This is a genomic window from Mycobacterium sp. MOTT36Y (genome assembly GCF_000262165.1).
In the GTDB taxonomy this organism is placed as follows: Bacteria; Actinomycetota; Actinomycetes; order Mycobacteriales; family Mycobacteriaceae; genus Mycobacterium; species Mycobacterium intracellulare.
This window is the reverse complement of record NC_017904.1, coordinates 1,549,250-1,564,745: the sequence shown is the minus strand read 5'-3', so window position 1 is coordinate 1,564,745 and position 15,496 is coordinate 1,549,250. Positions and strand designations below refer to the sequence as shown.

General features: G+C 68.1%; 11 protein-coding genes and 1 tRNA gene. 4 read left to right on the top strand and 8 right to left on the bottom strand.

Translation table 11 applies throughout. From position 1 onward, the window contains the following. The first annotated feature begins 33 nt into the window (after window positions 1–33). Window positions 34–294 carry a Txe/YoeB family addiction module toxin gene (locus W7S_RS07470; protein ID WP_008255141.1) on the top strand — a complete coding sequence of 87 codons (261 nt, stop codon included), beginning with the start codon at window positions 34–36 and terminating at the stop codon, window positions 292–294. Here W7S_RS07470 and W7S_RS07465 read toward each other — a convergent pair. From W7S_RS07465 to W7S_RS07445, 5 genes are all read right to left on the bottom strand, one after another. Continuing rightward, a complete protein-coding gene (locus W7S_RS07465) occupies window positions 291–2,366 on the bottom strand; it encodes a cytochrome c oxidase assembly protein (RefSeq protein WP_008255139.1) in 2,076 nt (691 codons plus the stop codon). The two genes, W7S_RS07470 and W7S_RS07465, sit on opposite strands and share 4 nt — an antisense overlap. A gap of 28 nt (window positions 2,367–2,394) precedes the next feature. After that, window positions 2,395–4,749 (bottom strand): glycerol-3-phosphate 1-O-acyltransferase, encoded by a 2,355-nt coding sequence (locus W7S_RS07460; RefSeq protein WP_008255138.1) that lies wholly within the window; start codon window positions 4,747–4,749, stop codon window positions 2,395–2,397. Beyond that, a complete protein-coding gene (locus tag W7S_RS07455; RefSeq protein ID WP_008255136.1) occupies window positions 4,746–6,521 on the bottom strand; it encodes an HAD-IB family hydrolase/lysophospholipid acyltransferase family protein in 1,776 nt (591 codons plus the stop codon). The genes W7S_RS07460 and W7S_RS07455 overlap by 4 nt, the downstream gene beginning before the upstream one ends. Next, window positions 6,518–7,987 carry a wax ester/triacylglycerol synthase family O-acyltransferase gene (locus tag W7S_RS07450; protein ID WP_008255135.1) on the bottom strand — a complete coding sequence of 490 codons (1,470 nt, stop codon included), beginning with the start codon at window positions 7,985–7,987 and terminating at the stop codon, window positions 6,518–6,520. Before W7S_RS07450 ends, W7S_RS07455 begins: the two co-directional genes overlap by 4 nt. A gap of 145 nt (window positions 7,988–8,132) precedes the next feature. Beyond that, the gene (locus W7S_RS07445; protein WP_008255134.1) at window positions 8,133–9,380 is read right to left on the bottom strand and encodes an alpha/beta hydrolase; all 1,248 of its coding nucleotides are present in this window, start codon (window positions 9,378–9,380) and stop codon (window positions 8,133–8,135) included. A 186-nt stretch (window positions 9,381–9,566) separates the two neighbouring features. On the opposite strand from W7S_RS07445, the gene W7S_RS07440 reads away from it, so the two are divergent. From W7S_RS07440 to W7S_RS07430, 3 genes are all read left to right on the top strand, one after another. Continuing rightward, window positions 9,567–9,640, top strand: a tRNA-Arg gene (locus W7S_RS07440). A gap of 687 nt (window positions 9,641–10,327) precedes the next feature. Beyond that, complete coding sequence (locus W7S_RS07435; protein ID WP_036428676.1) at window positions 10,328–10,738, top strand: hypothetical protein; 411 nt, start codon at window positions 10,328–10,330, stop codon at window positions 10,736–10,738. Window positions 10,739–11,155: 417 nt separating this feature from the next. Further along, complete coding sequence (locus W7S_RS07430) at window positions 11,156–11,926, top strand: enoyl-CoA hydratase (RefSeq protein WP_008255130.1); 771 nt, start codon at window positions 11,156–11,158, stop codon at window positions 11,924–11,926. Between the two features lie 17 nt (window positions 11,927–11,943). On the opposite strand, the gene W7S_RS07425 is transcribed toward W7S_RS07430, so the two are convergent. The 3 genes from W7S_RS07425 to pdhA are packed head-to-tail and all read right to left on the bottom strand — an operon-like array spanning window position 11,944 to window position 15,269. Beyond that, a complete protein-coding gene (locus tag W7S_RS07425) occupies window positions 11,944–13,125 on the bottom strand; it encodes a dihydrolipoamide acetyltransferase family protein (RefSeq protein WP_008255128.1) in 1,182 nt (393 codons plus the stop codon). Continuing rightward, window positions 13,122–14,177: a 3-methyl-2-oxobutanoate dehydrogenase subunit beta gene (gene bkdB / locus W7S_RS07420; protein ID WP_014711123.1), complete on the bottom strand. Its 1,056-nt coding sequence runs from the start codon at window positions 14,175–14,177 to the stop codon at window positions 13,122–13,124. The genes W7S_RS07425 and bkdB overlap by 4 nt, the downstream gene beginning before the upstream one ends. A gap of 9 nt (window positions 14,178–14,186) precedes the next feature. Beyond that, window positions 14,187–15,269: a pyruvate dehydrogenase (acetyl-transferring) E1 component subunit alpha gene (gene pdhA / locus W7S_RS07415; RefSeq protein ID WP_014711122.1), complete on the bottom strand. Its 1,083-nt coding sequence runs from the start codon at window positions 15,267–15,269 to the stop codon at window positions 14,187–14,189. Window positions 15,270–15,496: the final 227 nt, after the last annotated feature.

The following is a 15,496-nucleotide window of genomic DNA, read 5'->3' as shown; positions in this document are numbered from 1 at the left end:
CCGCCCTGTGGACGAAACCGTGACTGTGGATCGATGCTGATGTCCGCCGATGATTGGAAGGCGTGGAACGACTACCTGCACTGGCAGACGGCCGACCGGGCCGTGCTCAAGCGGATCAACAAGCTCATCGCGGAGGCTTGCCGGTCGCCGCAGGCGGGCATCGGCAAGCCTGAGCCCCTGAAATACGGGCTCGTCGGCGCCTGGTCTCGGCGAATTACCCAGGAACACCGGCTCGTCTATCGGGTCGTCGGCGATGACCTGCAGATCCTCCAGGCCCGGTTTCACTACACCTAGTCGGTGGCGGATTCCTCGCGCGCCGGTCCCGACCCCTCGCGCTGCGCCAGCCGGCTCAGCATCGCGTTGTAGGCCGCCAGCTCGGCGTCATCGTCGCGGTCGGCGGCCCGGTCCAATCGTTTGGCGGTGCGACGGTCGCTGCGCGCCCACTGCACCAGCAGCGCCAGCATCACGATCACCAGCGGAAATTCCCCCGCCGACCAGGCGATGCCGCCGCCCAGCCGCTGGTCACCCAGCAGGTCGGTGTGCCAGCTCAGACCCAGCGAGCGGTAGTAGTCGGCGCCGAGCACCTTCTTGGTGCCCATCAACACCACCCCGAAGAATGCGTGCAGCGGTAGCGACGCGAACACCACGGCCACCTTGGCCAGCGGCGGGATCGGTCGCGGCGTCGGGTCCACCCCGATCACCACCCAATAGAACAGGTAGCCGCTCAACAGGAAGTGCAGGTTCATCGCCAGGTGCCCGGCGTGACTGCTCGCGGTGATGTCGAAGAGGTTGGACAGGTACAGCCCGTAGAACCCGGCGACGAACAGCACCGTGGCCACCACGGGGTTGGTGAGGAATCGCGAGAAGCGACTGTGCAGCCCGGCCAGCAGCCACTCCCGCATGCCCGGCGGATCTTGGTGGCCGGATGAGCGCCCCGCCGCGGGCAGCGCCCGCAACGCCAGGGTGACCGGAGCGCCCAACGCCAACAGGATCGGCACCAGCATCGACAGGCACATGTGGACCACCATGTGCATGCTGAACATCGCCGGCATGTAGCGCCCGATTCCCGAGGACGTCACGAACAGCAACGCCAGGCAGCCGAGCAGCCAGGACACGGTCCGGCCCGGCGGCCACCTGTCGCCGCGCCGGCGCAGCCGCACCAGGCCTGCCACATACAGCGCGGCGAGGACGATGGCCGCGGTGCCGAAGATCAGATCGAAGCGCCAGTCGAAGAGAATGCGTGCCACGGTCGGGGGCCCGTCGAAGTCATAACCGATCTCGGCTTCGGGGACCGACGGCAGCCGGGCCGGCGGGGGCGGCGGCGCGGTGCGGCTCAGCCCGACGGCGATGCCGAACGTGAGGCCGAACAGCGCGGCCTCGAGCAGCGCCAGCCTGGCCAGCGCGGCGCGTGCCCGCGACGGGCTCGGATCCGCCTGCAGCGCAGCCACACTCACGCGCCGCTGGCGCCAGCCGACGCCACCCAACAGGCACAGCGCGACGAACTTGGCGACCACCAGGCGCCCATAACCGGTGCTGAGCAAATCGCCGGGCTGGACCCGCACCAGGGCGTTGACCAAACCGCTCAACGCCATCGCCACCCAACACCACAGCGCGATCGACGAGAAGCGCCGCGCCGCCAGGCCGGTGTGGGCGCCGCCACGCAGGGCGTGGGCGAGCAAGGCGAGCAGGCCGCCGGCCCACAGGCTGGCGGCGACCAGGTGGATCAGCAGGCCGTTGGTGGCCAGGTCGTGCGAGCCGCCGGCCGACGAATGACCGGTCAGGCCGAGCGGGATGAGCGTCAGCACCGACGCGGCGAGCAACACCGGCGTCCACGACCAGCGCAGCACCGACAGGCTCGCCACCGTGATCACGGCGGCCAGGATCGCGGTCCAGCGCCAGGCCGAGGCGGTGGCGATCAGACCCGCCAACGACCAGATGCGCGCCGGGCCGATGTCGACGACCGCGCGACCGGACACGTCGGAGATGGTCAGTGGGACCAGTAGGGCCGCACACACCGCCCACACCCCCGACGCCACCGTCCCCAACCGCAGCGCGCGGTAGCCGTCGGCGTCGAGGACGCCGCTGCGTTGCGGCGGCACCAGGAAGGCGGCGAACAGGAACGACCCGACCGCCAGGACCGCGGCGATCTCCCCCGCCGCACGAACGAACGGCAACCCCAGCGTGGTCACCGGGCCCGGATCGGGCAGGCCCGTCGCGGTCAGCGCGCTTGCCAGCGAGAGCGTCCCGATCCCGGCGGCCGTGCAGCCCGCCAGGGCCGCGACGCCGGCCAGCACCGGCCACACCAACGCGCGGCGCTGGGACGGGGCAGCGGTCGGGGCCGTGCCGGCCGGCGGGGCGACGGTCATACACCCAGGGTATGGGCGCGGGTGCCGGCTACCCGGGTCGGCTGCCCAGCCGGTCCTGACGCGCCTTGAGCTCGCGGGCCACGAACTGATCCCGGGCAATGCGTCCGACGTAGTTGGAGTCCCGGAGAATGTCGCGCAATTCGCGCAGGAAGGCGGCTCGCCGTTCGGCCAGGTCCGGGGCGGGGCCGATCAGGTCCTGATCCTCGACGACCTGGCGCGCGGTGGCGAACAACAGCGTCGACACCGATTCGCTGCTGCGGACCCGGGTCTGGGCCACATATTGTCGACCGACGCCGAGCGCCAAGTCGGTCAGTTCCTGGTGGCCGATGCCGGCCGGGGCGTCGCGCAGCACGTCGGCGACGATCTCGTAGGCCTCGAAGAACACCCGCAGCATCGCGTCGGCCATCAGCGGACGCTTGGCGAACAGCAGGGCGTCGATCTCGTCGCCGCCGGCGGCGACGTGGGCTTGCCAGTTGTCGTGCCACGCCATCTCTTCGGCGATGTGGTCCCGGAAGGTCGCCGAGTCCGCGAAATAGAAGTCGAACTTCAGCAGATCGCGCAGCCGCGTCGCCTGGGCCCAGAACGCCGCCATGCGGTCGCCCTCGGCATGCCTGGCGTGGGCCAGCGCGAGCTCCACGATCGAGGTCTCCAGGAACGCGTGGATCACCGAGTTGCGGTAGAACGCGGCGGCGTGCTGGTGTTCGGGCGCGATGTGCCACACCGGCTCCCGGCCGCCGTCGACCCGGGTGATGGGGTGCCCGTTGGACAGGGCGTCGACCGCCGCCCGGACACCGTCGTGCGAGCGCAGGCGCAATGCGCTGGTGGACATCGGATTCTGTTTGCGTTCCAGATAGTCCAGCGAGTCCTGCAGCGTGTGGTGCAGCTGGCCCAGCGTCAGCGCCGCGCCGCGCGTGGTCAACAGCAGGGCGCACACCAGACCGGTCGCCGTCACCGGTGTCGCCTGCAGGATCCGCCACGCGACTTCGAACGACATCTTCTGCAGGGCAAGCCGCTTGGCGTCCGGGTCCTGTGTGAGCGGGCCGTGCGGGGCGCCGAGGTACTGGCGCATCGACACCGCTTCGGGGAACCGGACGTAAATCTTGCCGTAGTTGCGTTCGCCCTGCGCCCTGATGAAGTTGTACAGCCAGCCGACGCCCTCCGGGGTCTTCTCCCCACCTCGGGCGTAGGCGGCGTATTCGGCGGTCTCGTGCAGCTGGTCGAAGCTGATCGAAACCGGTTGCAGCAGAATGTCCTCGCTGCGGCCATCCAGGTACGCGTCGGCAACGTAGGCCAGCAGACCGAGCTTGGGCGGCAACATCTTTCCGGTGCGCGAGCGGGTGCCCTCGATGGACCAGCTCAGGTTGAACCGCTTTTCGACGATGTAGCCGACGTATTCGCGCAGCACGTACTTGTACAGCTGGTCGTTGCCGATGTTGCGGCGGATGAAGATGACACCGGAACGCCGCAGCAGTGGCCCCATCGCCCCGAACGACAGGTTGATCCCGGCGAAGACATGCACCGGCGGTAACCGGTTCTCCTGCATGGCCACCGGCACCACGGCGCCGTCGATGTAGGACCGATGGGAAAACAACAGCACCGCCGGGTGGGCTTCCAGGCCGGTGCGCATCGCGGCGACCTGATACTCGTCGTAGTCGATCTCGGGATCGAACCCGCGGCTGATCATCCTGCCGAGCACCGAGACCAGGTCGACCGACGCCCTGCTCCACCCGGTGGCGAGTTCGTCGAGCATCTTCCCGGCCTCGTCGACGGTCGCGCCCGGAATCTTCGCCAGGCCGGCGCGAAACCGGTTGGACGCCAAGATCTCCGGCTTCACCAGCCGTGGCGACTTGTACTGCGGCCCGAGGATCCGGTACTCGACGCGTTCCATCGCCAAGATCGCGCGGCGGATCACGAATTGGGCGAAGTCGCTCTTGTCGTCGCCGACGGTGGTGTCACGCCACTGCCGGCGGAGTTCGGAGACCGTGGCCGATTCGCCGGCCACCACCCGCGCCCGCTGGGGAGCGCCGCGCAGGATCTGGGCCTGCATGCGTTGGTTGGGGTGGTAGGGGTCCCGGCCGGGCAGCAGCCCCGTCAGCCTCGCGAGCCGCCCGCGATCCGGCGGGGGCAGCCAGAACACCCGCACCGGCACGATCGAACGGTCCTCCCCCGACTCAAGCTGCTCGGCCAAGAACGTCATCGCTTCGGGCGGCGCGTTGAGCGCGGGCAGCGTGACCAGGTCGAAGTTCGCGCCCGGATGGTCGGAACGCTGCTGATCCAGCCACGTCGTGACCAGTTCCATTTCGATCGGCGAGGCCATCGAGGCCAATACCAGCGAGTCGGTTTCGGCGAGGATGGCGCTGGTATCTGCCGCCGGTTCGGTCACGGACGCCCTCGGGGCGGCGATTCCGGTGATTCGGCGCCGACGGTTCCGTCCGCGGCGGGCTGTTGCACCTCACCGTCCTTGAGAGCAACCTCGGATGCGTTCGGATTCGCCGTGGGCGCAGCCTTTTTCGCGCGGGACTTGCTCGCCGATTTGGCCGGGGCCTTTTTCGCTGCGCCCTTTTTCGCGGTGGTCTTCTTGGCGGTGGTCTTGGTGGCGGTGGTCTTGGTGGTCCGGCTGCGGGCTTGGGCGGCCGCCTTCTTTTCGGCGTACAGGTCGACCTCGGGCAGTTCGCCGACCGGCCAGTTGGCGAGCGTGTCCAGATACAGCTGACGCACCTCCTCGATGCGCTCGGGGAGCGTGTCAACTGTCCAGTCCTGCACCGAGATCGGAGGAAAGACCGCGACGTCGACCGTGCCGGGGTTGATGATGGCCGAGTTCCTGGCGGCAACGAGCTCGGCATTGCGGATCACGATCGGGACGATCGGAATGCCCGCGGCCATCGCGAGGCGGAACGGCCCCTTCTTGAACGGACCGACCTCGGTGGTGTCCAGGCGGGTGCCCTCCGGGGCCATCAAAATGGAAAGCCCGTTCTTGGCCCTCTCCTCGACCGTGCGCATCGTCTCGAGCGCGGAGGCCGAGTCGTCCCGGTCGATGAACACCCCGTCCAATGCCTTACCGAGCAGGGCCATGATCGGGTTCTTCTGCAACTCCTTCTTGGCCACGGCGACCCAGTTATCGTTCACCAGCGCGCCGGCGATGACGGGGTCAACCTGGTTGCGGTGGTTGTAGATAAAGACGGCCGGACGCTGCGCGGTCAGGTTCTCTTTCCCGACGACATTGAGATGCACTCCGGTGGTCGCGAGCACCGTTTGGGAGAACACGGAGGTGAAGAAATTGGCGCCGCGCCGCCGGCTTCCGGTCAGCACACCCATCGCCACCGCGCCGGCCCCGACGGGGACGATCGAGCCGAGCCCGGCCAGCGTGCGCACCTGGCGCCGCAGGCCCACCGGACCGCGGCTGCTGAACCGCAGGATCGGCCAGCCGCGGCGCTTGGCCACCGCCGCCATCTTGCCTTCGGGATTCGTCGGCCGCGGATTGCCGACCAGATACATCAGCGCGACGTCCTCGTCACCGTCGGCGTAGAAGTAACTGTCCTTGAGATCGATGTCGTGCTCGGCCGCAAAGCGTTGCACCGCAGCGGCTTTGCCCGGACCCCACAGGATCGGCTTCTGGACACCGCCGGTGAGTATGCCGTCTTCGGTGGTCTCGAATTTGTTGGTGAGCGTGTTGGGGATGCCGAGGAACCGCGCGACCGGATTGACCTGGATGGTCAGCGCCGACGAGCTGAGCACCACGGTGTGCCCGCGGGCCATGTGGGCGCGCACCAGCTCGCGCATCTCGGGGTAGATCCGCGACTCGATGCGCTGGACGAACAGCCGCTCGCCGATCTCGTCCAAGTCGTCGATCAACCGGCCCGCCAGCGCCGCGGCGGCCTTGCCGATGAGGTCCTCGAACTCGATGCGCCCCAGGGTGTGGCTCAGGCCGGCCTGGACCATGCCGAGCAGTTCTCCCACGCCCATGTCGCGGCGCAGCAGCCGCTCCTGGGTCAGGATGACCGCGGTGAACCCGGCGACCAAGGTGCCGTCCAGGTCGAAGAACGCGCCGATTTTCGCGCCGGCGGGGCTGGCCATGATCTCGGCCACCGAGCCGGGCAGTCGCATGTCCGCCCCGGTTTCCGGGGTGTCGTCGGCCCCCCCTTTGGATGCGCTCATGAGCCCGACGCCGATCGAGACGACACGGCCGACTCGGTGAACGAGGCGGGGACCGCGCGCGGGGGCGGATCACCGGCCAGTGCCAGAATTTCGTCGAAACCGTCGAGCAGGCACTGGGCGAACAGCGCGTCGTTGCGTACCGAGGCCCTGTCGTAGCGCACGGTGATGGTGCACCACCCGCCACGCGAGATCAACACCACCATCATCGCCACGCCCGGCAGCGGGCCGATACCGTACTGCCGCAAGACTTTTGCGCCGGCGAGGTAGGTGTCACCCGGAAAGACGGGCAGATTGCTGGCCTGCACGTCCGAACCGATCACCGAGCCGGTGAGGCCTTCCAGCACGGCGGTGGGCAAGACGCTGAGCACCGGCGCAAAAGAACCGATGATGTTCATCGCGGGCTCGTCGCGGCGCTGGGTCATCTGCGCGCGGATCTTCTTCATGCGGGAGACCGGGTCGACGGTGCCGATCGGGGCGGCCAGGTTGACACCGGTGAACCGGTTGCCGCCGGCGTTGTCCGCTTCGGCCCGAAGGTTGACCGGCACCGCCATCGGCAGCGTGCTGATCGGCACGCCGAACGCCTGGTGGTAGCGGCGCAAGGCTCCACACAGCCCGGCGAGGTAGGCGTCGTTGATCGATCCGCCGCCGGCTTTGGCGGCCTTGTGCAGGTCGGAGAGCGGGATGTCGATCGCCTCGGTGCGGGTGGTCAGGCTGCGCCGACGCAGCAGCGGCGACGGCTCGGCGGCCCGGTTGAGGACCCGCATGCCCGACATGGCGTATCCGACGATTCCCGAGACGGTGGCCGCCGGTTCCAGCACCGCTCGCCCGGCCGCCGACACCGCCCCCGACAGCGCGCCCAGGACGCCGCCGACCACCGCGAGCGGGAGGTGGTTAATGCCTTGGCGCATCAGGTCATTCGACGTCAGGTCCTGCGGGATGGGCAGCGGCAGTGTCGGCTTCGCGGGCGGGTCGCGCTCGAGGTCATAGATCTCGGCGAACATCTGGACCCCGCCGACGCCGTCGGTGACGGCGTGGCTGACATGCAACAGGGTCGCCGCCTTCCCGTCCGCCAAGCCCTCGACCAGGGTGGCCGTCCACAGCGGCCGGGAGATGTCCATCGGTGATTGCAGGTTGACCTCGGCGAGGTCGAAGACGTCACGCAGGGTGCCGGGTTCGGACACGCGCACCCGGCGCACATGGAAATCCAGGTTGAAATCGGGATCGACCACCCAGCGCGGCGCCGCCGTCGGCAACGTCGGGACGACGACCTTCTGCCGCAGCCGCAGCACCCGCCGGGAGGCGTTTTCGAACCGGGCCCGGAACTGCTGCCAGTCCGGTGTGGTGTCCAACAGCTCCAGCGCCATGATCCCCGAGCGGGTACGGGGATTCGCTTCGCCCCGGTGCATGAGGTAGTCGACCGGCCCAAGCTCGTCGGACAGTTTGATTGCCTCGACGGACTCAGTCATGGTCATCAACTCGACGAACCAACCTTGTCACCGTCGATCACGCTCCCGCCTTGGTCCGCGAACCCTGATGGTCACCACAACGCTAGTCGGGTTACCCCCCTGGTGAAAGGAGATGCGAGGACTGCAGCGCGCGCTCAGCCGGCCGTCAGCTGGCGGAAGTGGCCGACAGCGGCAGCGAATCCAGGACCGAGCTGACGCGCCGCCCGTAGACGACACCCAGGAAGTCGGCGACGGCGTCGGCGGCCAGCCGCGACCGAACCGTCGGGGTGATGTCGAAAGCGTGATGCGCGTTGGCGAGTTCGGCGTGCGCCACCGTGGCGGCACCGGCCCCGCGCAGCGCCGCGCAGAAGGCGCGGGCCTGGCCACTGGGAACCAGTTCGTCTTTCTCGCCGTGCAGCACGAAGAACGGCGGCGCGTCGGGGTGCACATAGGAAATCGGCGACGCCGCGGTGAACCGCTCCGGCTCGTCGGCGTAGCGGGCCTTCACGACGAACTGCTCCAGGAACGGCAGCATCAGTTCGTGCATGTTGTCGAAGTCGGTGAAGTCGTAGACGCCGTAGTAGGGGGCGACCGCTTGGACGGTGGTGTCGGCGTCTTCGAAACCGGGCTGAAAATCGGGGTCGTTCGGGGTGAGCGCCGCCAGGGAGGCCAGGTGCCCGCCCGCGGACCCGCCGGTGATCGCGATGAAGTCGGGGTCGCCGCCGTAGTCGGCGATGTTCTCCCGGACCCACGCGATCGCCCGCTTGACGTCGATGAGATGCGCGGGGAAGGCGCTGCGCGGGCTCTTGCTGTAGTCGATCGACACGCAGATCCAGCCCAGTTGAACCATGCGGCTCATCAGCGTGTAGGCCTGCGGGCGCCTGCCGTTCAGCGCCCATGCTCCGCCCGGCACCTGGATGAGCACGGGCGCCCGGCACCCGGGGGCCAGGTCGTCGCGCCGCCAGATGTCGAGCAGGTTGTCGCGGCCGCGGGGGCCGTAGGAGATGTCGGAAGTCTGTGCCGCATACCGGCGGTGGGGCCCGGGCCTGCCCAACAGGCCACCGCGGGGGGTACATACGGTCCCGACGGTGGTCGGGTGGCATACCTGTTCACGGAAGCCGGGGCCGAAGGCCTCCTCGAGCGCGGTGGTGAGGGTTTGATCCGCCCGCTGGGCGGCCAACGTCTTGCCGACCCGTCCGATCGACGGATGCGCGACCCGCGACAGTGCGTGACCGGTGACGACGTGGGGCGGGAACTCGGTGAAGAGCCAGCCGGTGAAAAAGCCCAGCGCGAGTGGGCCGCCTCGCAGCAGCAGGCTGCCGGCCCGATAGGCGACTTTGGCGTCGGCCGCCAGGCGTGATGCCTGGGCGCCGGCCCACGAACAGCGCGAAGTCAGGTCACTGGCCACGCTCATGACAACGTCACCCCTCGACGTCAGGCACACGCCTCGCTGCGGTTAACGGCGGATTGCCGGCCGATGTTGTACGTGTGTCGAGGTTCATCACGATAACCGATAAACGCGGCGCGGGAAGGCTTTTCGTGCGCGTGGCGGCGGGGAATCGGGCCGGGGGGTGCGGTTGGATAGACTGACCTGCACATTGCCTCCGTAGCTCAGGTGGATAGAGCAAGGGCCTTCTAATCCCTAGGTCGCAGGTTCGAATCCTGCCGGGGGCGCGGGCAGGCAAATCCGCGGGCGGCGCAGGGAATCCCGCTACGTCGGGCAGCACGTGACGACGGGGTGGCCCCCGCCTTATAGCGCAGGTGATCAGCAGCCGACCGGACCGCCGCCCGCCGGGCAGGTGGGTATGTCAATGGGTAAACAGCTCACCGACGTCGTTGAGACGGCGAATGCGAGGACCAGCGCGAACAGAACTTTTCCCCCTGGTCATAATGGGAAAGCGTGCGCCCGGGCGGCATTCCCCGCGGCGTGTTTGGCAGAAACGGCAGAAACTCCCGCAGGAGCCGGGAGTGACCAAAACCTGTTGCGCCACTTGTCGTTGTGAGGTCAGCGGGCCGCGACGTACTGCCACCCCGCTTCTCGCTTTCGAATCAGCGCGGGATTGGGCGGGGCCGGTCGCGTCACGCGTCGCCGCACCCGGTCGGACACCCGCTCGATTGGCGCGGTGATGCAGGTCACGGCGCAATTTAGGGGGAAAATCAACGGCCACAGAACGCACCGTTAGAACCGGCGGTAATGGCTATTCGGCCCGGCCGCATACCAGCGGACGCCCGGGCTTGGTCAAAGTGACTATCCAAAGTTTGCAGATTCAGTATTCTGGGAACAGCGTGTCGTGACGAGCAGTTGACGCCCTCGGGGAGATCATTAGTTAGGGCGTCTTCTCTTCGAGGGGTTGGCGATATATGGCGTCAAATGACTGGCAGCCGGTAGTCCGTGTCGGAGAGCCGAGGTTCATAGCCGGCGTAGGAAGTCGCATCAAAGTCGAAGTGAAGACCAGGGGCTGGCTGAGCCGAGATTGGCGATGTTACTTCGGATCTCAGGTATCACAGCAGCAACTCGACGCCCGGTATTCCTCATATCCGTGCTGGGACGAAGTCCAGCGGATCGAGGGCTCCTGCTCGGAGAATGACGCGGAGCGCTACATCGAAATGATCGACGCGGCAATCCATTACGCCAATATTAAGTTGCGTAGCAATGCCATGCCGAGGACCGTCATCCAGGGGGCGGGCTTCGATCAGCGGGCGTGTGCGGTGCGTGAGCGTCAAGCCGAACTCGACGAGCTGGCCAAGAAATTGGCGAAACCGGAGTCCTAATCTTCCGCATGTCCGCCTGGGTCCCAGGGCCCAATGGCCGGGCAGGTCATGCGTTTGCGCAGGTCATTCCGGAAATTGGACGAAGAGTCCCAGAAGTTGCAGATAACGTTTTCATAAACACAGCATTAGTTGTAGATTCCGACTTCCCTGTCGCACCGGCAAAGATTGGCGCGTCGCACCGCTCCGGGGCCCGGCGAACTCGGCTCGGCGGTGAATGGCGTTCAACCACCGAGACGTCCAAAGACCGATCGCCGATGTTCTTTGTAGCGCCCTTTCTCCCGCGTCCGTCGGTAATCGCGCTCACACCGGCCGAGCCGGGCAACCGGCGGCGCAGTACCCTTACCTCGCCCGTCACTCCGCCGCCGAACGAACCGGCGGGCAGGCGGTCCCGCAAACCCCAAGCCGGAGGTGCCCGACATGGCCCAGTCCGATCTGGTGTTGCTCGATATCGACAACCGCGTCGCGCTCATCACGGTCAACGATCCCGACCGCCGCAACGCGGTGACGGCCGAGATGTCGGGTTTGCTGCGCGACGCCGTCGAGCGGGTCGAAGCCGATAACGACGTGCACGCGGTGGTGGTCACGGGGGCCGGCAAGGCGTTCTGCGCGGGAGCCGACCTCAGCGCCCTGGGCGCCGCCGGCGGCGGGGCGGCCGAGACCGGCCTGCAGCAGCTGTACGACGGCTTCATGGCCATCGGTAGTTGCCGGCTGCCCACCATCGCCGCCGTCAACGGGGCGGCCGTCGGCGCCGGTCTGAATCTGGCCCTGGCCGCCGACGTGCGCATCGCCGGACCCGCGGCGCTGTTCGATGCGCGGTTCCAGAAGCTGGGGCTCCACCCGGGCGGCGGTGCGACGTGGATGTTGCAGCGCGCGGTCGGACCGCAGGCCGCCCGCGCGGCCCTGCTGTTCGGCATGCGCTTCGACGCCGAGGCCGCGGTGCGCCATGGCCTGGCGCTCAGTGTCGCCGACGATCCGGTGGCCGCGGCGCTGGAGCTCGCCGCCGGGCCGGCGACCGCGCCGCGCGAGGTCGTGCTGGCGACCAAGGCGACCATGCGCGCCACCATCAGTCCGGGTTCGCTGGACCACGAGCAACACCAGCAAGCCATGCGCGCCGAGCTTGGGCCGCAGGCGCACTCGATCCAGTCACCCGAATTCGCACAGCGATTGGCCGCCGCGCAACGCAAGTAGCCGGCCGAGGTAGAGGGTCACAAATCGAGCAGCGCGATTTCCGGTGACTCAATCAGATCCCGTAACTCACAGACGAATTGGGCCGCCTGTGCGCCATCGGCGATGCGATGGTCGAACACACAGGTCAGCGACATCGTCGGGCGCACCACGATCTCGGCGCCGAGGGCCACCGGTCGCGGCTTGATCGCTCCCATCCCGAGGATGGCCGCTTCGGGGTGGTTGATCATTGGTACGCCATCGTCCACACCCAACGCCCCAAAGTTCGAGACGGTGAACGTCGAGCCCCGCAACTCACCCGGCGTCAGGGTGCCCGCACGCGCGCCGGCGATCAATTCTGCTGCGCGAGCGGCCAATTCTCGGGTGGTCTTGGCGTGGGCGTCGGCGAGGACCGGGACGAGCAGACCGCGTTCGGTGGCCGTGGCGATGCCCAGGTGCACTCGGTGTTCGACGCGCAGCTGCGGACCCTGCGGGGACTCCACCCAGGCCGAATTCAGGATCTCGTTGTGCCGCAACGCCATGACCAGCAGCCGCAACGTCAGCACGAAGGGTGTGATCTGCTGGTCCGTCGCGCCGAGTCGATCGGACAGCCGCATCAACTCGGTGCAGTCCACCTCGACGGTGACCTTCGCCGCCGGAATCTCCTTGTGCGACAGGGCCATTTTCTCCGCCATCCGGGCCTGCACGCCACGAACCGATCGGACATCGGCGCCGTTCCCGGTCCCGCCGGCCGCCGACAGCACATCCTCGCGGGTGATGACGGCACCGGGGCGGTGCGGTAACGAGGCCAGGTCGACCATCAAATCTTTGGCCAGTTTGCGCACCGGAGGGGCGGCCAGCGGGCGGCCGCTCCGCCGGCTGCTGTCGACGCCGGCATCGGCGCCATAGCCGACCAGTGTGGGCGGCGCCGTTTCAGCCGCCGGTGGGTCGTCGCTGCGCGGTGTCGTGTCGATCTGCACCAGCACCTCCCCCACCTTGAGCACATCGCCTTCGGCACCGTTGGTTTCGACGACCCGTCCGGCGTGCGGGCTGGGGATCTCGACCTCGGCCTTGGCGGTCTCCACCGTGCACAACACCTGGTTGAGCTCGACGTCGTCACCCACCGCGACGTTCCAATGCGTCACCGTCACCTCTTCCAGCCCCTCGCCGAGGTCGGGGACCCGAAACGGCTTGACCCGCTCCTGCGCGGACGGGGCGCTCACGGCTGTTCCAACGCGCGCTCGACGCAGTCCAGCAGCCGGTCGGGGCCGGGCAGCCACCACTTCTCCAACCGCGCAGGCGGGTAGGGGGTGTCAAACCCGCACGCGCGCAACACCGGCGCCTCCAGCTCGTAGAACATCTCCTCCTGGATGCGGGCGGCCAGCTCCGCGCCGAACCCCAGGCTGCGGGGTCCCTCGTGCATCACCACGCAGCGCCCGGTCCGGTGGATCGACGCGGCGACGGTGTCGAAGTCCAGGGGCACCAATGAGCGCAGGTCGATGACCTCCAGGCTCCAACCGCGTTGGCGCTGAGCCTCTTCCGCCGCGCCCACGGCGGTGCCGACCAGGCTGCCGTAGGTCACGACGGTGACATCGGTGCCCGGACGGCGCACCATCGCTCGCCCGATCGGTGGTTCGGGCCGGGAGGCGTCGACCACGCCGCGGCCCTGGTAGCGCCGCTTCGGTTCCAGGTACATGACCGGATCCGGGCAGGCGATCGCGTGGCGCAGCAGCCAATACGCATCGGCGGGGCTGGAGGGCACCACCACCTTCAATCCGGCGGTGTGCGCCCAGTACGACTCGGTGGAATCCGAATGATGCTCTGCGGCACCGATTCCCCCGAACGACGGGATGCGGACGGTCACCGGCATGTTGATCTCGCCGCGGGTGCGGGTGCGGTACTTGGCCAGGTGGCTGACCACCTGGTCGAAGGCCGCATAGGAAAACCCGTCGAACTGAATCTCGGGCACGGGCACGAATCCGCGCAGCGCCAGCCCCACCGCGATCCCGATGATGGCGGACTCCGCCAGCGGCGTGTCGAAGCAGCGGCTCTCGCCGAACGCCTCGGCCAGTCCCTCGGTTGCCCGGAACACCCCACCGGCGACGGAGACGTCCTCGCCGAACACCAACACCCGGTCGTCGCCGGCCATCGCGTCGTGCAGGGCGCGGTTGAGCGCCTGGACCATGGTCAGCGACTGCGCACCGAGGGCAACGTTTTCCACTGCCGCCGTGAGTGTTTCGTCGTGGCCGGCGGGACGATCAGCGAGCTGAGTCATTGACGCCTCTCAATCGCTTCGGTCGAGTTCGGCCCGCAGCTGCTGTCGCTGCGCCTGCAGTCCCGGCGTGATTTCGGCGTACACCGAGGTGAACACCTCGTCGATGTCGAAATCGGGCGCATCGACCACCCCGTCGCGCAATTCGGTGCGCATCCGCTGTGCGCGGCCAATGACCCGTTCCTCCAAGCGTTCCGACCACAGGCCCTGGGCCCGCAGGTAGGAGCGGTACCGCGCGATCGGGTCCAGCGCCGCCCAGTGATCGACCTCGTCCTGCGTCCGGTATCGACTCGGGTCATCGGAGGTGGTGTGCGGGCCCATCCGGTAGGTGATCGCCTCGATCAATGTCGGGCCGCCGCCGGCGCGGGCACGGGCGGCGGCCTCGGCCGTCACGGCGTAGCAGGCCAAGACGTCATTGCCGTCTACCCGGACTCCGGGCATGCCGTAGCCAATCGCCTTGTGCGCCAGCGACGGTGCGGCGGTCTGTTTGTGGATCGGCGTCGAGATCGCCCACTGGTTGTTCTGCACGAAGAACACACAGGGCGTGGTGAACACGGCCGCGAAGTTCAGCGCCTCGTGCACGTCTCCCGTGCTGGTGGCGCCGTCACCGAGAAAGGCCAGCGTCACCGAATCTTCGCCCAGCCGTTGCGCTGCCATCGCGGCGCCGACGGCGTGCAGGGTCTGGGTGCCTATCGGGATCGAGAGCGGGGCGCAGCACTTTTTGGTGAATTCCAGGCCGCCGTGCCAGGTACCGCGCCACACGGCCCCGACGTGCCCCGGCGGGATGCCGCGCACCAAAAAGGCGCCCAGCTCGCGGTATTGGGGGAACAACCAGTCGGTTTTGCGCAGGCACGCCGCCGCGCCGATCTGGGCGGCCTCCTGACCGCGGCACGACGCAAAGAGCGCCAGTTCGCCTTGGCGCTTGAGGTTCACGAATTCGGCGTCGAGTTCCCGGGTGATCACCATCAGCTCGTAGAGCCAGCTCAGCGTCTCCGCGGGAAGGTCGCGGCCGTAACGGCGTTCGGATGTCGGCGAGCCATCGGCGGCCACGAGTTGGACCGGTTCGAGGTCGACCGCCATGGCCATCGAAGACATCTGCGCCACACCGCCTCCCTCGCTGGGTGCCGCGTGGCCCCGCGAGCCACAGCGGGTCACAGCAAACGGTCAGCCGAGACCTACCGCGAGCGGAAGTCGATCGCCAGCTACACGAAAGGCTTCGCTCGCCGCGACACTGGCGTATTTCCCATTATGCCCTCAAATGAGAAGACACCGCGTTGATTGCGAAGACTGCGGAGCGTGTCGCGCTCCCCAAACGACGTGTC